This is a genomic window from Vibrio sp. E150_018, from assembly GCF_053544035.1.
On the sequence record NZ_JBHGNY010000005.1, the window covers coordinates 153,231 to 177,096 of the forward strand.

General features: G+C 37.1%; 19 protein-coding genes. 14 read left to right on the forward strand and 5 right to left on the reverse strand.

The features are described 5' to 3' along the window. The first annotated feature begins 72 nt into the window (after positions 1–72). The gene (locus ACE3G9_RS07820) at positions 73–1,170 is read left to right on the forward strand and encodes a glycosyltransferase (protein WP_449218846.1); all 1,098 of its coding nucleotides are present in this window, start codon (positions 73–75) and stop codon (positions 1,168–1,170) included. Here the strand turns inward: ACE3G9_RS07820 and ACE3G9_RS07825 are convergent. The 4 genes from ACE3G9_RS07825 to ACE3G9_RS07840 all read right to left on the reverse strand — a co-directional run bounded on the left by ACE3G9_RS07825 (position 1,138) and on the right by ACE3G9_RS07840 (position 5,722). After that, complete coding sequence (locus ACE3G9_RS07825) at positions 1,138–2,238, reverse strand: O-antigen ligase family protein (RefSeq protein ID WP_449218847.1); 1,101 nt, start codon at positions 2,236–2,238, stop codon at positions 1,138–1,140. The genes ACE3G9_RS07820 and ACE3G9_RS07825 overlap by 33 nt on opposite strands. Before the next feature lie 195 nt (positions 2,239–2,433). Beyond that, positions 2,434–3,393: an ADP-glyceromanno-heptose 6-epimerase gene (gene rfaD / locus ACE3G9_RS07830; RefSeq protein WP_417879630.1), complete on the reverse strand. Its 960-nt coding sequence runs from the start codon at positions 3,391–3,393 to the stop codon at positions 2,434–2,436. 193 nt (positions 3,394–3,586) lie between these two features. Further along, entirely contained in the window at positions 3,587–3,874 is a 288-nt protein-coding gene (locus tag ACE3G9_RS07835) for a GIY-YIG nuclease family protein (RefSeq protein WP_417879631.1), read from the reverse strand. Between the two features lie 324 nt (positions 3,875–4,198). Then, on the reverse strand, positions 4,199–5,722 hold the full coding sequence (locus ACE3G9_RS07840; protein WP_449218848.1) for an MBL fold metallo-hydrolase RNA specificity domain-containing protein: 1,524 nt from the start codon (positions 5,720–5,722) through the stop codon (positions 4,199–4,201). A gap of 238 nt (positions 5,723–5,960) precedes the next feature. Here ACE3G9_RS07840 and ACE3G9_RS07845 point away from each other — a divergent pair, with 238 nt between their 5' ends. The 10 genes from ACE3G9_RS07845 (at position 5,961) to ACE3G9_RS07890 (ending at position 17,372) form a co-directional block, all read left to right on the forward strand. Beyond that, a complete protein-coding gene (locus ACE3G9_RS07845; protein ID WP_449218849.1) occupies positions 5,961–7,184 on the forward strand; it encodes a CDP-glycerol glycerophosphotransferase family protein in 1,224 nt (407 codons plus the stop codon). Positions 7,185–7,187: 3 nt separating this feature from the next. Continuing rightward, positions 7,188–7,583 (forward strand): adenylyltransferase/cytidyltransferase family protein, encoded by a 396-nt coding sequence (locus tag ACE3G9_RS07850; RefSeq protein ID WP_417879634.1) that lies wholly within the window; start codon positions 7,188–7,190, stop codon positions 7,581–7,583. A gap of 15 nt (positions 7,584–7,598) precedes the next feature. Continuing rightward, a complete protein-coding gene (locus ACE3G9_RS07855; protein ID WP_449218850.1) occupies positions 7,599–8,780 on the forward strand; it encodes a CDP-glycerol glycerophosphotransferase family protein in 1,182 nt (393 codons plus the stop codon). Positions 8,781–8,799: 19 nt separating this feature from the next. After that, positions 8,800–9,564 carry an ABC transporter permease gene (locus ACE3G9_RS07860; RefSeq protein ID WP_449218851.1) on the forward strand — a complete coding sequence of 255 codons (765 nt, stop codon included), beginning with the start codon at positions 8,800–8,802 and terminating at the stop codon, positions 9,562–9,564. A gap of 1 nt (position 9,565) precedes the next feature. Further along, positions 9,566–10,306, forward strand: coding sequence for an ABC transporter ATP-binding protein (locus ACE3G9_RS07865; RefSeq protein ID WP_449218852.1), 741 nt, complete (start codon positions 9,566–9,568; stop codon positions 10,304–10,306). A 12-nt stretch (positions 10,307–10,318) separates the two neighbouring features. After that, on the forward strand, positions 10,319–12,724 hold the full coding sequence (locus ACE3G9_RS07870; RefSeq protein ID WP_449218853.1) for a CDP-glycerol glycerophosphotransferase family protein: 2,406 nt from the start codon (positions 10,319–10,321) through the stop codon (positions 12,722–12,724). Positions 12,725–12,965: 241 nt separating this feature from the next. Further along, entirely contained in the window at positions 12,966–13,973 is a 1,008-nt protein-coding gene (locus tag ACE3G9_RS07875; RefSeq protein ID WP_449218854.1) for a glycosyltransferase family 2 protein, read from the forward strand. After that, positions 13,942–15,294, forward strand: a complete 1,353-nt coding sequence (locus ACE3G9_RS07880) for a glycosyltransferase family 2 protein (protein ID WP_449218855.1) — start codon at positions 13,942–13,944, stop codon at positions 15,292–15,294. Before ACE3G9_RS07875 ends, ACE3G9_RS07880 begins: the two co-directional genes overlap by 32 nt. Before the next feature lies 1 nt (position 15,295). After that, positions 15,296–16,444 carry a UDP-galactopyranose mutase gene (gene glf, locus ACE3G9_RS07885; protein ID WP_449218856.1) on the forward strand — a complete coding sequence of 383 codons (1,149 nt, stop codon included), beginning with the start codon at positions 15,296–15,298 and terminating at the stop codon, positions 16,442–16,444. Positions 16,445–16,454: 10 nt separating this feature from the next. Beyond that, entirely contained in the window at positions 16,455–17,372 is a 918-nt protein-coding gene (locus ACE3G9_RS07890) for a glycosyltransferase (protein WP_449218857.1), read from the forward strand. 299 nt (positions 17,373–17,671) lie between these two features. Here the strand turns inward: ACE3G9_RS07890 and ACE3G9_RS07895 are convergent, their stop codons facing one another. Next, on the reverse strand, positions 17,672–19,546 hold the full coding sequence (locus ACE3G9_RS07895) for a polysaccharide biosynthesis protein (protein ID WP_449218858.1): 1,875 nt from the start codon (positions 19,544–19,546) through the stop codon (positions 17,672–17,674). An 811-nt stretch (positions 19,547–20,357) separates the two neighbouring features. On the opposite strand from ACE3G9_RS07895, the gene ACE3G9_RS07900 reads away from it, so the two are divergent. The 3 genes from ACE3G9_RS07900 to ACE3G9_RS07910 all read left to right on the forward strand — a co-directional run bounded on the left by ACE3G9_RS07900 (position 20,358) and on the right by ACE3G9_RS07910 (position 23,412). Further along, positions 20,358–21,317, forward strand: a complete 960-nt coding sequence (locus ACE3G9_RS07900) for a UDP-glucose 4-epimerase family protein (protein WP_449218859.1) — start codon at positions 20,358–20,360, stop codon at positions 21,315–21,317. 18 nt (positions 21,318–21,335) lie between these two features. Continuing rightward, entirely contained in the window at positions 21,336–21,884 is a 549-nt protein-coding gene (locus ACE3G9_RS07905) for a sugar transferase (protein ID WP_449218860.1), read from the forward strand. A 361-nt stretch (positions 21,885–22,245) separates the two neighbouring features. Further along, entirely contained in the window at positions 22,246–23,412 is a 1,167-nt protein-coding gene (locus ACE3G9_RS07910) for a nucleotide sugar dehydrogenase (protein ID WP_417879646.1), read from the forward strand. Positions 23,413–23,866: the final 454 nt, after the last annotated feature.

Here is a 23,866-nt window from a genome sequence, read left to right on the forward strand (position 1 = left end):
GAACAATGTGAAACAAGTATTAATCGATTTAGATGTTCTGTAACCAAACCAGTTAGATAAAAGAGTTCATTAATGAAAATAAAGTTTCTGATTCGTGATTTGAAGACTGAAGGTGTTCAAGTCGTTACGTTGAGAATGGCCAAGCTGTTAGTAGATAATGGACATGATGTCGAAATCATAACTTTGTTTGATGATATTCAACTGCCTATTGATGATTCTTTATCAATCACTTCTTTAAGTGTAAAAAACGCTGGTAGATCAAAAGATAAAGATCTTCGAATCAAGCAGGCTTTTTTTAATTGGTATCATTCATCACCTTCTTTTGATTTTTTGATTGCATCTCATAGTGAAACGATAAAGCTTATTTCTAAGTTTGACGATCTAAGATTGATACCATATATCCATAACTCTGATGAGTGTTCTTATTTTTCTAGAAATATTTTTAAAAAATATAAATATAGATTTAAATTAAAACGTAAACTAAAAAATAAACATGTTTTTTGTGTGTCAGATAGCATTAAAAGTTTCATCGAAAAATGCTGTGGGGAAAAAAACTTTAATTCCATTCATACAATATATAACCCTTTTGATTTTGAAAATATAAAAGAAAAATCACAAGAAAAAATCACAGATGAGTGCCCTGAAAATTATATTATTTTTGTTGGTAGATTAGAGCATCAAAAACGCCTAGATAGATTAGTGAAGGCCTTTTCTTTGCTTAATGACAGCGAGATTAAATTAGTGATCCTTGGGGAGGGAGGGCTAAAAACAGATATTGAAAATCAAGTAGCAGAATTAGGGTTACAACAACAAGTTTTGTTTTATGATTTTGTTTCAAATCCATACCCTTGGATTCGCCAAGCCCGGCTTCTTGCTTTAACTTCTGATTTTGAAGGATTACCAACGGTTCTTATTGAAGCGTTATCAATAGGAACCCCTGTTGTAAGTGTAAACTGTCCTTCAGGACCTAATGAGATCCTCAGAGGAGAGCTGTCTAAATATTTGATCGACTCTTATGATGAACAAGTTATCGCCAACAAAATGAGGCAGGTTTTATTGATGGAAGATAAAAATACTTCAAGTTCAGATTGTATTCTTTTTTCTAAGAACAATGTATATCAATCTTTGTTAGACACATTAAATTCTTTTATCTGTTTGAGAGGGAAATAAAAGTAACAGTATCATAAAGTAGATAACACTTAAATGAGAAAATGGTACATCGGTTAAGCTACAGATAAAAATAGCAATAATGTAGAAACTTGTCTTTGAAAAAATAGTTATTTTATTTTGTTTTAAAATATATACCATAAATATGGATAAGAATAAAAATAGTCCAATAATTCCATTTTTTACTAATATATCTAAAAACTGATTGTGATAATGCATAGGGTTAAATGAAACAATCTTTTTAGCAATCAATCCTTCTTCAAAATGCTTTTTAAACTCAGGCCTAAAATTCTTGTTTCCAATTCCTAAAAAAGGATGATCCATAAAAGTATGTAGCCCACTATTCCATATTTGAAATCGAATACCAATGGAAGTGTTTAGATTACCTTTTTCTATTTGTTGTATTTCATATTGAGTTTTATTATAACGGGTTATGAGAGGGTCTTTTAAAATAAATCCTAATAATAAAGTTAAAATGGTAATGGATGCTATTGATAATGAAATAAAAGATCTAGACTTGGATTTTATTATTTTAAATGACGCTAGTAATATAATGCAAAACAAGGCTAGTGCGACACCTCTTGTATCAGTTAGCAACATACCTAATATTGACACTATGGATGCTATTATACATAAATATCTTAAATATACTTTTTGTGATTTTATAGCGTAATAAGCTTGGGTGATCGCTGCGACCATACAATACGTAGCAAATGGTATCGGGTTCATCAGCTCTGCGTCTATAACAAGCCTATTAATATTTAATAAGTAAGCATTTTTATAAATAAGGTATCCAAGCCCAAGAGCATTAATGAGTAAGGCGAAAATGATCCAGCGCTGATCGAATTTATGTAATGGAAATAAGTAGTAATAAATGGTAATTAGTCCTATGGTTCTAATTAGACCTTTATCTGCACCATGATAGAGTTGTAGACCGAACAAGTATGCAACAAAAGAGATCATTGCCAAACAAGTATATATTTGCTGTTTTGTTTTTCTCTGTATTGACCAGCTATGTTTATGATATTTGATTAATAAAGCGATAATACCAATGATCATGACTCTGGTCATGATGGAACGCCCGCCTTCGTGTAGGCACAAACCAGTACCCAGCCAAATAAACGGTAGATAAACTAGTAAGGTTAAAAATTTTTGTGAATATTTTTGAATATAGGAAGGCATAATATTTTGTAGGAATATTTAAGGCTAATATTTAAGGTTAGCCTTAATAAAAATAATCTTCGAAACCCGAAACCCGAAACCTGCTTACTTATTAATCTCAGCCAAATACTCAGCCACACCTTCTGCAACGGTTTTAAACTTAACATCGCAACCTGCAGCGCGAAGTTTATCTAAGTTCGCTTGAGTGTATTCTTGGTAAGCGCCTTTTAAATGCTCGGGGAATGGGATGGATTCAATCGTGCCTTTACCGTGATGTTTCACTACCGCTTCAGCAACTGCGCGGAAAGGTTCGGCTTTTCCAGTACCACAGTTGAAAATGCCTGATACACCGTTTTCCATAAACCAAAGGTTGACTTTACACACATCACCCACATAGATGAAATCACGTTTGAACTCGTCGCTGCCTTCAAATAACTTTGCATTTTCGCCAGCAAGTAATTGGTTGTTTAGGTGGAAAGCGACTGAAGCCATGCTGCCTTTGTGTTGTTCGCGTGGGCCATAAACATTGAAATAGCGGAAGCCGGTAATTTGAGACAGTTTTTCGCCGTGCACTTCTGCATCTGCCCATAGGCGGCGCACGTAGTTATCAAATTGCTGTTTTGAATAACCGTAAACATTCAGTGCACCTTCGTATTCACGCTCTTCAATGAATTCTGGCTTTTGCGAACGAGAAGGTTGTGCGCCATAGGTTGCAGCAGAAGAGGCGTAAAGGAATGGAATCTGACGATCAACGCAGTAGTGTAGTAACTCTTTAGAATACTCGTAGTTGTTGAGCATCATATATTTACCATCCCACTCAGTCGTTGCAGAGCATGCACCTTCATGGAAAATCGCTTCAATCGGGCCGAAATCATCGCCAGCCATGATTTGAGTTAGGAAGTCATCACGATCCATATAATCCGTGATATCTAAGTCGACTAAATTAACGAACTTTTTACCGTTTTTTAGGTTGTCGACTACTAATATGTCGTTGTAACCAGCTTCATTTAGTGCTTTAACAATATTGCTGCCAATCATGCCAGCACCGCCAGTAACGATAATCATATTTACTTCCTAAAGAATTTAAAAAACAGACAGGGCGAAGTATATCAGAAGATAAGTTGAGAGAGGAAATAAAAGCGAACTTCAAGATCCGAGACTCGAGGACGCTTCTTTTATCACTAAGGCTAAAAATATGCGTCATCCTGAATAGCGAGGCACGAGTGTAGTTCAGGATCTCCTACAGATAGCAGGGAACTTACAGTTGATAGTATAAATCAACCCATTCTTTATTGTGTTCTGTAATTAGGTTGTTTTTCCATTGTCTTTTCCAATGTTTTAATTGTTTCTCCCTTGAAATTGCTGACTCCATTACATTATGAATTTCGTAATAAACTAGATTGATAGTGTTATATCTATATGAAAACCCATTGACTTGTTTGTTTTTATGCTGCCATACACGCTGTTTTAGTTGACTGGTGACACCAACATATAACGATTGTTTATTATTGGATGAAAGGATGTACACACAAGGCTGTTTCATCATTGATTTTCCTTTATGGTTTGCATTAAGCCGTCATTTCTTTTGGGGGTCTGTATCAAGTCGTCATTCCTTTGTGGTTGTTATTAACCGTCATCCTTGAGGAGCCTAAGCGACATCGAGGATCTACATTCAGCGCGTGGTGAGTAGATTCCCGCTCTCGCTAAGGCTCGGCAGGAATGACGGATGGAATAAAGCTCGCAGAAATGACGGATTCAATAAGGCTATACAGTAATGCGAAGCCTTCACAGAGCTATCATTCCTTTTTGAGGTTGTTATTAACTCGTCATTCTTGAGGAGCCTAAGAGACATCGAAGATCTATTATCAATTTATACAATAACGTCGCCTGTAAATCTTGTCTTAAGCAACGCTTTGAATTCATCCTTCACCTCTGGCTCTCCATGAATTAAAAATACCTTCTTCGGTAATTTTTCAATCCCTTCAATAAACCGCAGTAAATCACCCTGATCCGCATGAGCAGAATACCCAGACATCGAATGAACCTGAGCATTTACCTCTATTTTTTGATTCGAAATATAAACATAGTTGTCACCTTCTTGTAGCTCGCGGCCAAGCGTTCCATAAGCTTGAAAGCCTGTGAGAATCACGTCGGTTTGTTGGTGAGGAAGTAGCGCTTGTAGGTAGTTCATAATACGACCACCATGACACATGCCGCTGGCAGCGACGACGATGGCGGGTTCGTTCGTAGAAGCGAGTCGATTGGCGAGTTTGGTATGTTCTTTATGGCTATCAACCGTGATGAGTTGTTCAAATGAAAGTGGATGTCTATTGGTATTTTCATCAAATGCGGTGCATTCATCATTCCACAGTTGCTTAAAGCGTTCGTATTCTTTGGTGACTTTTAATGCCAATGGAGAATCTAAAATGATAGGCAATTGCTGCCAAAAATCATCGGAAGTGGTTTTCGTTTGAATACTGTGTTCAATCAAACGTTCGATATCAAATAAAATTTCTTGCGTGCGCCCAACACTAAAAGCTGGAATTAAAATCACGCCACCATCTTGTAATGATTTTTGAACGATTTGTTCCAAGCGCTGTGAGCGAGTACTTACATTATCATGTAGCTTATTACCATAAGTAGTCTCAATGACTAGATAGTCAGCTTGTTTCGGTGGAATGGGATCGGGAAGTAAAGGCGTATGACTCGGCCCTAAATCACCAGAAAAGACAATAATTTCTCCATTTGGTAGGTTAATCTCAATATAAGCCGAACCTAGAATATGTCCAGCAGGCTGGAACCTGAAGAGAAGCGAGTGCGCTTCGCTTCGAGATCCGAGAGCCGAGTGAGACACTTTTCCTCGGCTCTTGAGTGAAACGTCCTCGCCTCCCAGCTCTGCGTGATTGCTTTTATCTTTTCGGCTCTCTAGCGAAGCGTCCTCAGATCTCGGCTCTATTTTTCCCCACTGCCCATACTCCACCGGCACAATAAGCCTTTCAATCCGCTCTAAAACCACCGCCCTCTGTTTCTTATTCAACCCCAGTTGAAGCTTTAAACCATCATCCAACATTAATGGAATAAGTGCCGAGGTTGCTTTGGTGCAATAAATCGGCTTATCAAATCCAGCAGCGAGCAACCAAGGTAGGCGGCCGATGTGGTCGATATGGGTGTGGGTAATTAGTAAGGCTTCAATGTGCTGAATATCAAAATCAATATTAAGTGCGGTAATGGGCTCCGAGGCGGAATCTTTACCTTGAAACAACCCACAATCAATTAAGATGCCATACTGATCAATACGCAATTCATGACATGATCCAGTAACCGTATTTTTACCGCCATGATGGAGAAGGAAATATTGGTATTCATCGTGTAATTGATACATGCGAGTCGTCATAAGTAAGCCTTATCAATAAAGTTTAACCTGCTGATTTAAATGAATACTAAAGGCTTAATGTTAGAAAGTCTGGATAGGGCGTATTGTTTTCGATCAAGTTATCCTTTGTTATTAGTAATTGTTATTAAAATGTCATAAGTAAGAATAGTATCTTGATGAAGATTTGTTCTACGTGCGCTCGCGCAGAGCCCTCGTTAGTGGTAGAATTCCGGCCAATTTTGGTGACCTAGTAAGTGAAATGAAGCAATTTAAGATGTTAGTAAAGCAGTTTTTATCCAGAACAGGAGCTTTAGACCTCTATGTTAAGCAGCTTTACATCCATCTAACGGTGTACATATACAAATTAAAGCACATTGGCATAGCAACTCAATCAAATCAGTTTGTCTTTGAAAGTTTTCAAGGTAAATCTGCTTCTGACTCACCTTACGCCCTTTATCTTGAGCTTAAAAAAGTTAAACCTGATGCTAAATTTATATGGGTATTTGATAACCTTAAACACTCTGACTGCTCTAAACTTTCACAAGAATCAAACACAGTGTGCGTAAAACGAGGGAGTAAAGATTACTTCAATGCTTACGCTTCAAGCGAATACTGGATTGTAAATTGCCGTTTACCATACCGTTTGTTGCCAAGAAAAACCCAAACCTTATTACAATGTTGGCATGGTACGCCGTTAAAAAAATTAGGTTTAGATATTCAAGTTGAGAATCACCCTACTTCGAGTTTAAAGGCTATGCATTTTGCATATCACTGGGAAGGAAAGCGCTGTAAGTATTTTTTATCTCCTAGCGCTTATGCATCACAATGTTTCATTACATCATTTGGTTTAGATAAATCTAAAGTTTTGGAACTGGGTTACCCTAGAAATGATGATTTAGTTAATTACAAAGACGATAAATCTTATCAGAACCAAATAAAAGACAGCCTTGGAATAGAGCAGAATAAAAAAGTTATTTTATACGCGCCAACATTTAGAGATGATGACTTTATTGCGGGTAAGCATGTTGCCGTGAATCAATTAGATAACGAGAAGTTTAAAAAACATTTTGGTTCAGATGTTCAATTTTTATTTAGAGGGCATTACTTTGCTCAGGTAGAACAGCCTAAAGATGGCTTTTTTATCAATGTTTCTGACTATCCTAGTATTAATGATTTACTACTTATCTCTGATGAAGTGATTACCGATTACTCAAGTCTATTCTTTGATTATTTAGTATTAGAGCGCCCTCTATACTTTTATATGTACGACAAAGATAAATACCTGAATCACTTACGGGGCACTTATCTGAATGTCGAAACAGATATGCCAGGGCCTGTTGTTGAACGGCAGGATGATTTAGTTCAGCTATTAACAGAACCAGAAAAATCATTAGTACAACGAAAGCAATTTAATCAGATCTATAATCCTCACGAAAACGGGCGGTCTGCTCAACGTGTCATTCAAACAATTTTAGGTAATTAATCTATGTCTAAGCGAGTTATTACATTTGGTACTTTCGATGTTTTTCATGTGGGACACATTAACATTCTTGAGCGTTGTGCCACATTGGGAGATACCTTAGTGGTTGGAGTATCCAGTGATGCACTGAATTTTTCTAAAAAACAACGTAATCCAATCTACTCAGAGCAAGACCGACTTAAGATCATTCAATCACTTTCTTTTGTTGATGAAGTATTCATTGAGCATTCTTTAGAAAAAAAACGTGAGTATATTGAATTTTATAAAGCAGATGTATTAGCGATGGGAGATGACTGGAAAGGCCGCTTTGATGAGTTTTCAGATATTTGCGAAGTGGTGTATTTTCCTCGCACACCTTCGATTTCCACTTCTGAAATCATTGAAATAGCTAAAAATATCTAGTGGTTGTATACAGTTTTGAATAAGAACCGCAACCGTTACTTAAAGCTAAGAAGTGCGCTCTTCATCAAAGGCGCGCTTTTTTCTCTGCTTGGTTTTTTTGTTAGTAGAAAGTCTAAACGGATTATTTTCAATTCGGAATTTAATACTGAGTTTAACCATAACTCTAAGTATCTGTTTCTATATATCTTAAAACATCACCCAGAATATGATGTACGTTTTGTCATTAATGATCTTGAGCTTAAAGAGTCTCTTAATCAAGAGATTGGACCATACTTTATAGACACCTACAGCATCAAAAGCCGTTGGTACATCTTACAAGCAAAAACGTGGATTACATCTTCTTTAGAAACACCTATAGGTGGGTTTTGTCAGGCTTATAAACGAAATGTTTTTCATTTAGGTCATGGCGCACCTTTAAAACGGATTGGTCGAGCTGAAAAGTATTTGAACTGGAAAAAATCCTTATATTATCGATTAATTAAAGGGAACTTTAGTTACTTTTTTTCCACTTCAGAAGCTTTCTCTGAAACTTGGCGAGCGTGTTTGAATTTGAGAAAAGAACAGGTCGTCATTGCGGGTCAAGCGAGAAATGACGCATTGAGAAGTGATTATCAGCATTACAATGAAGTATTAAAGCTTGATTCATCGAAAAAAAACATACTCTATGCACCTACTTGGCGGCCATTTGATGATACGGTGATTTTCCCTTTTTTAGATTTCAATGAAGAGAAAATCGAAGCATTTTTACACAAGCATAACTGTATATTACATTTGAGAGTTCATCCGAATTTTGAATCAAACATGCCTAAAAAAATACAAAATATAAAGGGTGTTAATATCCTATCTCGTGCATGTATTACAGATATTAATGAAGTGCTTGGGCAATTTGACTTGCTCATTACAGACTATTCGAGCATTTATGTTGATTACTTATTAACGCAAAAACCGATGTTATTTTTGCCTTATGATTATGAAATGTATAAATCTAAAATCGGTTTTACCATTCCATATCAACAAGCCACGCCAGGGCCAAAGCCAAAAACACAGAAACAATTTTTACAAGAAGTGGAACAATTACTCTTTAATTCTGAGTATTACTCGCAAGAGCGTGAAGATGCCAATGATTGGCTTAATTCTGTGCAAGTTGATCAAGCGAAGCAAAATGCACACTTAATATTCCAACTCATGAAGAGTTAATGATTAAATAGGTACTCAATTGAATACAAAAGCCATCTCTCGAAATTTGTATATTCTCTACACATTGGCGCATTTGAAGAAAAAAGCCAATATTCGTGGCACATTTTTAGGTTATCTATGGTGGATCATAGAACCTATGATGCTCATTGCCTTATACAGTTATGTTGTAGGAATGATCTTTGGGCACAGGGGAGCCGATCAAATACTTATGATTGCAATAGGGGTAACACTTTGGAAATGGTGGAGCTCCAGTATGTCGACAGCAACCACCTCTTTTAGGCGTTATAAAGGGATTGTTTGCCAAGTGAAGATGCCACTGCCTATCTTACCAACCTCTGAAGTATTTGGTGAGAGTTACATGTTCTTCTTTGCTTATGTCATTTTGCAAACTGTACTTTTGTACCTAGGTTTTACTCCTGACATATTCGCTTTAATAATGGCATTTGTAACCTCAATGGTGGCAGTGACGGCTTTGTCTTTATTTTTGGCAATGTTAAATGTCTTTGTAAGAGACACCGCATTTTTGGTGGGCTTTGGTCTAAGGATCCTTTTTTACATTACTCCGATTATCTACCCTTCTAGCAGAGTACCAGAGAACTTTCGTTTTTTAGTCGATCTTAATCCATTTGCATACTTAATTGATTATTATAATAATGCTTTGATTTATACGGATAAAGTTCAATACGATAATATGTTTTATGGCTTAGCTTTTTCATCGTTAGTCTTAGTCGTATTAATTAGAATATGTAAGAAGCTAGCCCCTCAAATCATCAGGAATGTATAACATGAGTGAAAAAAACTTAGTCGTCGAGCTTGATGATGTCACACTTAAGTATGCAAATAGTACCAGCTTTAATTTAAAGCGATTGTTTTTATCGAAACATGAAAGGCAACGAGTGGTATCTAACTCTAATGCCAATCGTGAAGCGGCTTTGAGTAATGTGTCTCTGAAATTTTATGAGGGCGATATTGTTGGTATTGTCGGGCGTAATGGTGCGGGAAAGTCGACAATATGTAAGGTGTTATCTGGGGTGCTTGAGCCAACCAGTGGTCAGTTTTACTCAAAGTTAGATGTGGGATCGTTACTTTCTTTGAATTCTTTTTTTGCCAAAGAGCTCAGCGGATTAGATAATATCTATCTTGCTGGTGCATTATTAGGTAAGAATAAAAAAGAAATAGAAGATAAAATTGAAGAAATTATCGATTTCTCTGAATTAGAAGAATCGATTCATAAGCCCATTGAAACTTACTCAAGCGGTATGGTTTCACGTTTGGCTTTCTCGATCGCGACTACTTATCGCAGCGATATTTTGATCATTGATGAAGTATTAAGTGTGGGTGATAAGTATTTTCGGGAAAAGTGTAAAAAACGAATGCAAGAAATTATGAAGCAATCACGCCTTATTATTATTGTTTCGCATTCGGATTCAGATATAAAAAATATGTGTAATAGAGCTATATATCTAGATAAAGGGAAAGTGGTTCTAGATGGTTCTGTTGATGAAGTTATGAATAAATATAAATAATTGTTGGTTTCTATGTATAATAAAATAAAAAAATTTTTTAAATCTGTCATAAAAAAAGAAAATAAAAAAGCAAAGATAATTTATACAATTGAAAGAAATAAAAACCTAACATTGGAAAATGTTGTGTTGTTTGAATCTTATCATGGTAGTCAAATATCTAGTAATGAATTTTATTTAATGAAGGATTTATATTTTAGAGGCGATAGAAGTGTAGGTATTTTTATTGCGTGCACAAAATCTTCCGAAGGAAGAATTAAAGAAAGATTAAGTTATTATGGCATTGAAGATGTTAAGCTTGTTCGCATACATTCTAAAGAATATTGCCATCTGCTTTGTGTCGCAAAGTTTCTAATCAATAGTACTAGTTTTCCTGATTACTTCTTTAAAAGAGAAGGCCAAATATATTTGAATACTTGGCATGGTACGCCATTAAAAAATATGGGCAGATCTGATGTAGATGAGCCACATATGATAACAAATATACAAAGAAACTTTTTGATGTCTGATTATATTCTATTTCCTAATTCTCATACAAAAAGAGTTATGGAGAAAGAATATATGTTATCTAATTTATATAAAGGGAAATTCATCCTAGAAGGTTACCCTAGAAATGATGTTTTTTTCTCTGGAAACAAACAATTAAAATATGATTTAGGCTTAAGTGAAAAGAAAGTTTTTGTGTATATGCCTACATGGAGGGGGAAATTAGGTCGAAATAATAACATGTACACGTTGGCCAACATATATCTTTTTATTGAAAAGTTATCAAGATCGCTTTCAGATAATGAGGTTTTATTTGTCAGTTTTCATTATTTAATGAAGAAAGGGATAAATATAGGTGATTTTAAAAATACATTTTATATCCCAGGGTACGTTGAAACCTATGACTTTTTGAATGTTGCCGATGTTTTAATTACGGATTATTCATCTGTAATGTTTGATTTTATAAATTCAAATAAAAAAATTGCGTTGTATCAGTTCGACTATGATGAGTATGATGAATATCGAGGTGTGACTATTGATAATGAAAGTCTCCCATTTTTTAAATCTAAAAATATTGATGAGGTTATCAGTTTTATTAAAGATGATAATGTTGACAATATAGAAAGCTCTTTAGATTTAAGATTTTGTGAATGGGAAACAGCTTATAGTTCTGAAAAGGTGAATGATTTCTTATTTTACAATAAAGAAAACACTATATCCTTCGGCTATCCAGAATGTAATAATAAAGAAAATATTTTAATTTACCCTGGAAATTTGGCTAAAAATGGGATTACAACCTCAATTTTAAGTTTGTTAGGTGAGATTGATAGAAGTCGGTTTAATGTGTTTTTAACTTTTTCTCAAAATGCAGTGAAAAATAACAAAGATATTATATTAAATCTTGATCGTGATATTGTCTATATACCATTCAGGGCAATGTTGAATTATAGTTATATGGATGCCTTGTTTTTGTTTTTGTACTTTAATTTTCACTTCTCGTTTTTGAATGGGATTATCAAAAACATATACAGTGAGAATTTTAAAAAAGTATATCCAAATTGTGATTTTTCACATTTAATTCAGTTTAGTGGTTATGATCGGCATGTAATTAATTTATTTTCTTCTTCGGATGTTACAAAAACAATATATTGTCATAATGATATGTGGGGAGAGTTTGTTACGAAGAGAAATTATCATAAACTAACGATGGATAATGCCTATACCTCATATGATAATATTGCATTAGTGAACCCAGTTTTAGCGGATTGCTTTGGTAAGTTTAAAGTGGATCGTTCGAAGTTAACTGTTGTTGAAAACCTACACCCTCATGATTTAGTTGTACATAAATCAAGCATGCCTATAATGTTTGATTCTGAAACTAAATCGAATATTTCTAAGGATGAATTAGAGTTAATATTGAATGATAACTCAAAGAAAAAATTCATTAATATAGGACGGTTCTCACCAGAAAAAGGCCACGATAGACTGATATCGGCATTTGAAAGAGCTTGCGCCGAGGATGATAATTTATATCTAATTATTATAGGTGGACCTGGAAGAACTTATAATGAAACTCTAAAATTGGCAAAAAACTCTGAATTTAGTGACCGAATTGTGATTATCCATTCTATTCGGAATCCATTCCCTATTCTTAAGTTGTGTGATCTATTTTTATTATCATCTCATTATGAAGGATTAGGCTTGGTGATGTTGGAGGCGATTTCTTTAGGAGTACCAGTCATTTCTACAGATATTCCTGCCCCGAGAGCTTTTTTAGAAAAAGGTTATGGCACTATTGTAGAAAATAGTACAGATGGTTTGTATCAAGGTATGAATGATTTCCTTGGTGGGAGTGTGTTTTCTGCAGAGGTTGATTGGGATGAATATAACGCTAAAGCTTTAGGGCAATTCTATGGGTTATTAGAGAGTAAGTAAACGATTAATGAAGCCTTATTAGGCTTCATTGATATTAATTCAAGTACAAGTAAATATGATTGAAAAATTTCTGGAGTTAGGATTTTTATAAGTAGACGATAGGCTCTGTATTTAAAAATTTTCAATAATAAATCCATGATCTCACTCATTAAATGAGGTTTGTCATCTTTTATTAATTGTTTCGTAAAATAACTGACACAAAAAACGCCCATTATCGTAAAAAACTTTAATGGGCTTTTTTATGTCACACATTTCAATCATCATCCCAGTGAAGAACGAACAAGATAAGCTTTTACGCTGTATTCGTTCTATTCAATCTGGTGACTCTCACCGAATCTACTTCATTGTTGTCGATGATCAATCTACCGATTCAACTTTATCTATTGCGAATGACGCTCTAGCATCAGGTGATTTTGAAGGTAAGGTGTTATTGAATGATGGCTCTTCTGGGGTAGGGGCTGGCGCTTGTCGAAATATAGGTATATCTCATATCCCAGAAAATACAGATTATGTCTTATTTTTTGACGCGGATGACGTTATGCCTGCAGGTGTATTGTCCCGTTGGGTCGAGTCACTTGAACAAAATCAAAGTGATGTGTCTATTGCTCAGTATGAATACTATGTTTCTGATACAGCCAGTATTGGTATGAATAAAGCCGATGAAAAACTTTGGAACCAATTGGTTAACTCTGAGCAGCCACTATTTAATGAAGCTAACCGTTCAAAGCTTCTTAAAATGATTAATTACCCTTGGAATAAACTACTTCGTTATGATTTTTTGAAGCGAATTAAATTGCGATTTTCAACGACGCCTGTCCATAACGATATTTATGCACACTGGATCATTTTACTTAATGCTCAAGCCCCCTGTTTATTTTCCGAGTCTGTTTGTCATCATTTTGTGATCTCTGGTAATCAGCAAATTACCAACATATTTAATGGGAAACGCTTAGCCATTATTCCCGTGCTGGAAGAAGTTCAAGCTTATTTTTACCAGAATAAAGACCATTCTAAAGTTTTCTATCCTACTTTTTTAGAGTTTAAACGAAGTGTTTTAAGTTGGGCCTATGAGCGTATTCAACCCGAATTGAAACCACAGTTATCTCAGCTTATCCAAGATTCATATCAAGACATCACATCGCAAACCGTATTGGAAGTCAGTTTGCATCATCCTGCTACGGCTCTACAAGCCGGGTTGCTCAAATTAGGAATGGACTATGACACTATCAATCATCGTTACCACATTTAATATTGAAAACTATATCCATCAGTGTCTTGAGTCTATTGCGAACCAAACCTTAAGTGATATTGAAATTATTGTAGTAGATGATGCATCAACGGATGGTACCCGAAAAATTATTGATGAATTTGCTAAAAAAGACGATCGAATAAAAACCATATACTTTGAAAAAAATACTATCGGTGGGGTATCGAGTGCGGCGAACGCTGGGCTTGATATCGCGACCGGTGAGTATATTGGATTTGCTGATGGTGATGATTGGTATGAGCTGGATATGTTCGAGCGTTTGTTTGAGTTGGCGAGTTCAGGTGATGCCGATATCGCGTTTTGTAATTACCTAGAGTTTGATGAAAGCAACAACCAGAAAAAAGTGCCTTCAGATGGAAAAAAATGGCCAGATATCCATTCATTTATGGGGCAAGTTAATGATTCTGACGAATTCAAGCGCAAATTGTTGCGATTAAACCCGGTTCCTTGGCGAAAAATTTATCGACGAACTTGGTTAGAAGACCACAAAGTTCGTTTCCCTGTCGGTGATTATTTTTTTGAAGATAACCCCTTTCATTGGCAGAGTACTATTTTAGCAAGCAAGATTGTATTTGATGACTTTATTGGTTGTTATCACCGTATTAACCGTCCTGGACAATCAATGTCAAGGGCGGACAAAAAGTTACTGGCGATGTATGAGCATCATCAAACTATTTTGAGTATCTTAAATGCGACTGATTCTAGTCGATTTTATGAGCAAAGTTTTGGTTGGTTAGTCGGCAATACATGCTGGATTGCTCGGAAAATGGAGGCTGAGTTTATGCAAGAATTATTTATTGCATTCAAGCAACAGACCTCTTTTTATTCATTGGATTGGGTTACAAGCCTATTGGATACATCAGTGCTGGGACGCTACGGCTCTGATTTAGTGAGAACCGCTCTGGAAAATGATTATGAAGCTTTTTGTGTTGTGGCAAAAGGGAAGAAGCTCAAACTTGATAATAAGCAAAAAAATAATAAATTCCCCCCTCCAAATACCTCAATAAACTCTCTATTCACACAATCTATACATACATATAAAACGGAAGGTTTTAGAGCTTTATTAAAAAAAATAAAAGCGTACTTGGAATACCGATATAACTTGAAAATGCATTCCTTTTTATGGGTATCAAATCGACGTTTATTAAAAGAATTACAGCATGTTAAACGTGAGGCTCATGAACTCAAGCAAGAGGTACAAGTGCTTAAGGTTGCCTTTCTTCTTCAATCTCAAGAAGGTCAATCGAACCAGAATTATACGGCTAAGTTACAGGAAAAAGTCAGCTTAAAGGATGAGGTGTAATATGTATTTATGTGTTGGCGCTGGTTTTTCATGTGCAATTATTGCAAGACAACTTGCCGAACAGGGTTTTAAGGTGGTGGTTATTGATTCTCGGGAGCATGTGGCTGGAAATTGCCATACTCAACGGCATGATAGTACCAATATTTTGGTTCACACATATGGCCCTCATATTTTTCATACCGACGATGAAGAGGTCTGGAGCTATGTAAATCAGTGGGCCGAGTTTAAGCCTTATGTAAACCGTGTGAAAACGACTTCACAGGGTGCTGTGTATTCATTACCTATTAACCTACATACGATTAATCAATACTTTGCTAAAACACTCAACCCTAACGAAGCAAAAGAGTTTATTGAATCTCTAGCGGATACTTCGATTGTTGATCCTCAAACCTTTGAAGAGCAAGCAATGCGCTTTGTTGGTAAAGATTTTTATGAAGCGTTCTTTAAAGGCTACACCAAAAAGCAATGGGGCGTTGAGCCTTCAACACTCCCTGCAAGTATCTTAAAGCGTCTGCCTGTGCGTTTTAATTACGATGACAATTATTTCAATCATAAATATCAAGGTATGCCAGTTAATGGTTATACCGAAATTGTAGAGAAGATTTTAGATCACGATAATATTGAAGTGAAGTTAAGTACGAGCTTTGATAAATCAATGGAACAAGACTTTGAACATGTGTTCTATTCCGGCCCTATTGATACGTATTTTGACTATAGATTTGGTCGTTTAGGTTACCGTACTTTAGATTTCAAACCTGAAATTTACGAAGGGGATTTTCAAGGTACCGCGGTGATGAACTATGGAGATGAATCCGTACCTTATACACGAATTACTGAGCATAAGTACTTTTCTCCTTGGGAAAAGCATGATGACACTGTGATCTATAAAGAATACAGTCGATTGGCTGAAGATAATGATATTCCTTATTACCCAATTCGTTTTGCAGGTGGTGAAGGTGTTGAGCAACTATCCAATTATGTTGAACTTGCGAAACAGCAATCTAAAGTGACTTTTGTTGGTCGGTTAGGGACCTATCGTTATCTTGATATGGATGTGACGATTCGTGAAGCGCTTCATGCTTCAACGTTGATTTTAGCGAACATTAGAACGAGTTCATCTATCCCTTCGTTTTTTGTTGATGTTGTCTAGGTGAATGTCTATGAAACCTTACAAAATTGCATCGATTGTGGTGACTTATAATCGCTGTTACCTTTTGGCAAAAACATTAGCTTCATTGGTAAAACAAAACGTAGATACAATTTATGTCATCGATAATAACAGTAAAGATGAAACGTATAATGTAGTTTCAGCTTGGGCTGACAAGACGAAAGGTCGGGTTCGATATGTGAATACTGGTGCCAATTTAGGTGGGGCGGGTGGTTTTGCTTTAGGTTGTAAATTGGCTTTGGAGTCGGAAGATAAGTTTACCCATGTGTGGTTTTCGGATGATGATGTGACCTTTCATCATGACTGCTTAGAAAAACTGACACCCTATCTAGATAAAAAAACGATATTACAACCGATGCGATACGATATAAAAGGGCAGAATGCTGAACAGTCTTCAACTGATGTTGATTTAAAATCGGTGTGGATACTTAACCATAAACGAAACTCAATTAAAGATACCCACGAAAAGTATAATAAAGAGCCATTTGAAATAGATTTTATGCCCTTCGAGGGCCCGATTGTCCCTATCCCGGTATTGAAGTTTACTGGTTTACCTGATGAACACTATTTTATTTTTAGTGATGATTTAGATTTTGCGTTAAGAGCAAGGAAGTTAGGCTTTAAAATTCGATGCATACCTAAGGCTGGAATGACTCGCTGGGTTGAGAGTGGTAATAGTCACGATGTTGCAAGTTGGAAAACCTATTTTAATTACCGTAACTTCTTTCGAATTCAAAAACTTTATGGTGAAAATAGATTTGTACGTAATCGACCTTATTTTATAGCTTGTTTGGTCGTCGCTTATTGTTGTGCCAGGTTCGAGTTTAAGAAAATTAGAGTGATACTTGATGCATTAGAGGATGCTATGTCATATCGATTTAAGTATCACGAAAAGTATATGCCCAAGTAACTTCAAGCTACGAGTTTCAGTCAGAATAAAACAAGCTTTAGGCAAGGCAAATTGAATATGATCATAGTGTGATTCTATCTCTGTTCAATTTAACGCAGTATAAAGCTTGTTTTAACTTGCCTTTTGGGAGCTTCATCCAACCCTTTCTTTTTTATAAGAGATAGTCAGCGTCAGATTGGTTTGAAAGGTGCTTACATTCCTTCACCAATCTTCCTTGTCTAAAGGTTTGGATGATAGTTCTGAATTTTGCACCTTGAAGTCGCTTGGGTATATGCCTAAATGAAGTCTTTTGATTCTCACTACGGCTGTTTAGGCTTATACCCGGTCGGCGTTTCCAGCAAAATACGTTTAATACATTCCAAATCAAAGTCGTGGCAGCAACTATCAAGTTGTTTGATCACGACCTCCATTTCTTGCCAGCTTAGGCTTTCTTCACTTGCTGTCATGATTTTAGGGTGGCAAGTGCCTGTTACATTCTCCCCAATCAACAATTCTTCATAAAGTTTCTCTCCCGGCCTTAGACCAGTAAAGCGAATTTCTATATCCCCTTCTTTTTTATTGCCTTCTTCAGTGGCTTTTTCTGTCATACCCATAAGGTGGATCATGCGTTTAGCAAGGTCTAGAATCTTTACCGGCTCTCCCATATCTAGCACAAATACTTGGCCGTTATGACCTATTGCGCCAGCTTGTATGACTAATTGTGCTGCTTCTGGAATGAGCATGAAAAAACGTGTGATATCAGGATGAGTGACGGTAACAGGCCCACCTTTCCGAATTTGCTTTTTGAATAGTGGTACTACTGAGCCTGAAGAACCTAATACATTACCAAAACGAACCATAGTAAAGCTGGTACCAGATTGTCTATCAGATAAAGCTTGTAATACGAGTTCTGCTAAGCGTTTGCTGGCTCCCATTACATTGGTTGGGCGCACTGCTTTATCGGTTGAAATTAAGGTGAAGTTTTTCACACCGGTATTGATTGCCGCCTCTGCCACACACCAAGTACCGAAAACATTATTGCGTATGCCTTCGACGATATTATCTTCAACTAAGGGGACATGCTTATAAGCGGCTGCGTGATAAACGGTTTCAACCTTGTAAGCTCTCATTAGTTTTTCTACTCGATTTTGACGTTGTACCGAGCCAAGTGCTGCGACAATTTTTGTCTCGTATTTTAAGTGTTTTTTTGCTTGTTGTAGTTCTTGGTCAATTTTATATAGATTGAATTCATTGAGCTCAAATAACACGATACAGTTTGGGTTTTGCTTGAGTATTTGTCTACAAAGTTCAGAGCCAATAGAGCCACCTGCACCAGTGACCATGATGTTTTTATTGGTGATGTTTTGACTGAGTAACTTTGGTACAGGGTCTACCGGGGTTCTTCCTAATAAATCTGCGATATCTAAGTCTTTAATCTCGCCAGTTTGCGCTCGCCCTGTCGCGATGTCTTCGACAGAGGGTACCGACTGTAATTCTATTGGTAAGTTTGAAAGCCTATCAACCAAGCGTAATCGTTCGCCTTTATTAATATTATTAATTGCTAAGAGTAACTTAACCGGTTGATACAGGGGTTGAAGGCGGTGGAAGTCTGAGCTTGAGTGAATTTTAACACCATGAATAACCTGACCGACTTTAGATGGGTCGTCATCAAACAGGATTGCTGGGTTATATTTTTCACCATGAGCCAGTGAGTAAGCAAGTTCTCGACCAGTTGCGCCGGCGCCATAGATAAAGACATTGGGTTTATTGCGGCGATAAAACTGATGATAATAATTTCGTATAAGAATGCGTGGTGTTCCTAGAGTCATCACAGCAAAACCAGCAAAAATAAAAGGGACACTTCTAGGTAAGAAAGAATGGAATATAAAGCTAGTAATCATAAGAGTGATGCTAGAGGCCATCACAGCAATCAATATATGACTTAAAGCAGCCACCACCATATAACGGACTACCGCACGATACATTCCTAAGTGTAGAAAGATAAAAACAGTGACTAATGTTGTGATTGACCAGCTTAGAATTTCTTCTTGCCCTATTTGAAAGTTACTGTGTCCGAGGCGCACAACAATAGAAAAATAAATAGAAAGTAGAATTGCTGTAATGTCGTATATAACATTGATAATACGCTTTTCACGACGATTAATTTTTAACAAGTTTTTGATGATGTTGAGCATTAAGAAGGCAACTTGTGTAGGTAGAATATGAGGGATGATTGTAAACGGATTTGTGGGAATTTTCTATATGGGATTTTGGGGAGAGATGAGAGGCGAGAAGCGAGAGGCGAAAAACAAAAAGCGAGAGGTGTCGCCCGAGGATGACGGAATAATCGTCATTTCGCACATGACGCATAGGACGTCATTCCAGCCGAGCCTTAGCGAGAGCAGGAATCTACTAGAATCGCGCTGAATAGTTAAGTCCGTAATGCTCTACAACACGTGGTGAGTCGATCCCCGGTTCCTCGTTTGTTTGAGTGAACTGATGTTGTGAATTATATTGTGACTCGGCCCGAGGATGACGGAATAATCGTCATTTCGCACATGACGCATAGGACGTCATTCCAGCCGAGCCTCAGCGAGAGCAGGAATCTACTAGAATCGCGCTGAATAGTTAAGTCCGTAATGGTCTACAACACGTGGTGAGTCGATCCCCGGTTCCTCGTTTGTTTGAGTGAACTGATGTTGTGAATTATATTGTGACTCGGCCCGAGGATGACGAAATAAACGTCATTCCGCACATGAGCCTAAGCGAAGAAGATGCGGAATCTCCTAAAGCGCGTTGAGACTTAATGTATAGACAATGTGAGTAACGTGCTATTGGAGATACTGAATCGCGTTCGTTCCTTACTTGTTCAGCATGATGGCTTACTTGAGTTTCGAGAAGCGAGTACGCTGCGCTCGAGATACGAGAAGCGATCTTGGATAACTCGGCTCTCGAAGTAAAGCGCACTCGAACCTAGGATCTATCTTTTAAATTAAGAGTATTTTAATGAATTTATTAATCACTGGTGCAACAGGTTTTGTGGGAAGTCGCTTAGTAGATGTTGCATTAACGGCAAAGCATCAGGTTTCGGCTGTCATGCGTTCTGACAATGTACAGAATGTTAAGTCTCATTCGAATATACACTGGTGTGTTGGACATCTTTCTCCTGAATTTGATTGGTCAGTACATTTGAAAGGGATTGAATGTGTTATCCACTGTGCTGCACGTGTCCACCAAATGCAAGAAGAGGCTCAGGATATTCAAGCAGTCTATGATGAGGTTAATTTTCACGGCACTTTACATTTAGCAAGACAAGCGGTTGAAGCCGGTGTGAAGCGGTTTCTTTTTTTGAGTTCGATTAAGGTGAATGGAGAACAAACTGAGGCGGGTAGCCCTTTTACGTCTAAAGTCTCATGTCCACCAAGTGATCCTTATGGTCTGAGTAAATATAAAGCAGAAATGGCCTTGATGGAGCTTGCTCAAAAAACAGGGTTAGAAGTTGTTATTATTCGCCCACCTCTAGTCTATGGACCAAAAGTAAAAGCCAATTTTAAATCAATGATGAAATGGGTGAGTAAGTCTGCTCCTTTGCCATTAGGGGCGATTAAAAATCAGCGAAGTTTGGTTTACTTGGATAATTTAGTCGATCTTATTATGGTGTGTAGTCAGCATCCCAATGCAGCGAATCAAACCTTTTTAGTGTCTGATGATTATGATGTTTCGACGACTCAATTATTAAAGCAGATTAAACAATCTTCCAATTCTCATTGCGTATTAATCCCTATTCCAATGGTCTGGTTTAGACTTGCTGCCAGCTTGATAGGTAAGCCGCAAATTGCACAACGTTTATGTGGTTCTCTTCAAGTGGATATCTCTGACACTAAAAAAAAGTTAAACTGGCTACCTCCGGTTTCTTGGCAACAAGGTGTGCTCGAAACGGTTAAATATCATCTCCAATCAAAGTAGTTATTAGGAACGACATTCATGTTGCGGTTATTTGATTTTATTTTTGCTTTTTTCGGTTTGTTGTTTCTTTGGCCTGTGCTTGTGATCATTATGATTATTGGTTACTTCGATACCGGTTCACCATTATTTTTTCAGGTTAGAGTCGGTAGACACCAACAACCTTTTACTTTGATTAAATTTAGGACTATGCCAGTTAATACGCTGTCTGTTGCAACCCATTTGGTTGGTGTTGGCTCGGTGACAAAACTGGGGGCATTTTTACGTAAAACCAAGTTGGATGAATTGCCTCAATTGATTAATGTCGTGAAAGGGGAAATGAGTTTAGTTGGTCCGAGACCTAACTTATTTAATCAAGAAGAGCTTATTGCAGAAAGAAATAAAAGAAATGTTTATAGCGTGCGCCCTGGTATTACCGGGTTAGCTCAGGTCAATGAAATAGATATGTCTGAACCTGAAAAATTGGCCGAGTGGGATCAACAGATGATTCAGAATATGACGGTAAATAATTACTTTTCTTATATTATGCAAACGATATTAGGGAAGGGAGCAGGGGATCGTGTTGTTTAAATGTGAATTTTTTATTTGAAACTAGGGCCAGTTGATCTTGTGTGATTAAATTTTGTTCGAGATAAAAGCGTTTTAGCTTTCTCTTTATATAAATAAGGCAAGACGATTGAAGCCTAGTTATTCTAAGTAAATGAGGCTTAACGAAGGATAAAACGCTTTTAGCCGATCCCTTTGGGCAGCGTTTGTTGGTCATTTCTACTGCGTTATCGGTTTCTCGTGTAGGCTAGCTACACCACGAAGCCTCTGCCTTGTAGAAAAACCCAACAACTCGCTGCAAAAACAATCACTAAAGATCAACAGGCCCTAGCAGCTTAAGGTTGGTTGAGTATACTATCTACATATTAATTGATGAGAATGTATTATGAAAATTGCTATCGCAGGTACCGGCTATGTCGGCCTTTCAAACGCTGTTTTATTGTCACAACACCATGAAGTGGTTGCGGTTGATATCATCCCTGAAAAAGTGGAGATGATTAATCGTCGTCAATCACCAATCGTGGATGCTGAAATAGAACAGTTTCTCGCTGAAAAAGATCTCAATCTTACCGCAACGTTAGATAAACAAGCCGCTTATCAAGATGCAGAATTTGTCGTGATTGCAACGCCAACGGATTACGATCCGCAAACCAACTACTTTAACACTTCATCCGTTGAAGCGGTGATTCGTGATGTCATGGCGATGAATCCAAATGCAGTGATGGTGATTAAATCTACTGTGCCAGTGGGTTATACCGCTAATATTAAGCAAGAAATGCAGTGTGAAAATATTATCTTTTCACCTGAATTCTTACGTGAAGGTCGTGCTCTATTTGATAACTTACATCCATCTCGCATTATTGTCGGTGAGCAGTCTGAACGAGCTAAAGCCTTTGCCAACTTATTAGTTGAAGGTGCGATTAAGCAAGATATTGATGTGCTGTTTACTGATTCGACTGAAGCCGAAGCAGTGAAGCTGTTCTCTAACACTTATCTGGCTCTTCGAGTTGCTTATTTCAATGAATTGGACTCTTACGCTGAAGCCAATGGTTTGGATGCGCGTCAAATCATCGAAGGGGTTGGTTTAGACCCTCGTATTGGCAATCATTACAACAACCCATCATTTGGTTACGGTGGTTATTGTTTACCAAAAGATACCAAGCAGTTGTTGGCTAACTATGATTCTGTACCCAATAATATTATTGGTGCCATTGTTGATGCCAACCGTACTCGTAAAGACTTTGTGGCCGATTCAATTTTAAAACGTGACCCTAAAGTTGTGGGTATCTACCGTTTAATTATGAAAGCCGGTTCAGATAATTTCCGAGCTTCCAGTATCCAAGGCATTATGAAACGTTTGAAAGCCAAAGGTATTGAAGTTGTCGTTTATGAACCTGTCTTAAAAGAAGATGATTTCTTTCACTCTCGCGTTGTTCGTGACTTTGATGAGTTTAAGCAAATCTCGGATGTGATTGTTTCAAACCGTATGGTAGAAGAGCTTGCTGATGTTGAGGGTAAGGTTTATACCAGAGATTTGTTTGGTTCAGACTAAAAGCGAAAAAGATTGTTGCGTGTTTCGAGTTGCGTGTAGCGTGTAGCGTGGAAAAGCTAAGAGCAGAGCCGAGAGTCAATCCCGTCATTCCAAAAGTGAGGGACGAACTGTTTGGAATCTACTGAAAGCGCGCTGAATCAATTGGATTTACAACGAATGGTGAGTAGATCCCTGATGTCGCCTAGGCTCCTCAGGGATGACAGTTTTTCGTGATTTATTGATGACGGTTTTTTTGTGACTTATTAAAGTGAAGAAACTTGTCATCCCGGAAACGAGGGACGAGTTATCCGGGATCTACTTAAAGCGCGCTGAATCAATTGAATTTACAACGAGTGGTGAGTAGATCCCTGATGTCGCCTAGGCTCCTCAGGGATGACAGTTTTTCGTGATTTATTGATGACGGTTTTTTTGTGACTTATTAAAGTGAAGAAACTTGTCATCCCGGAAACGAGGG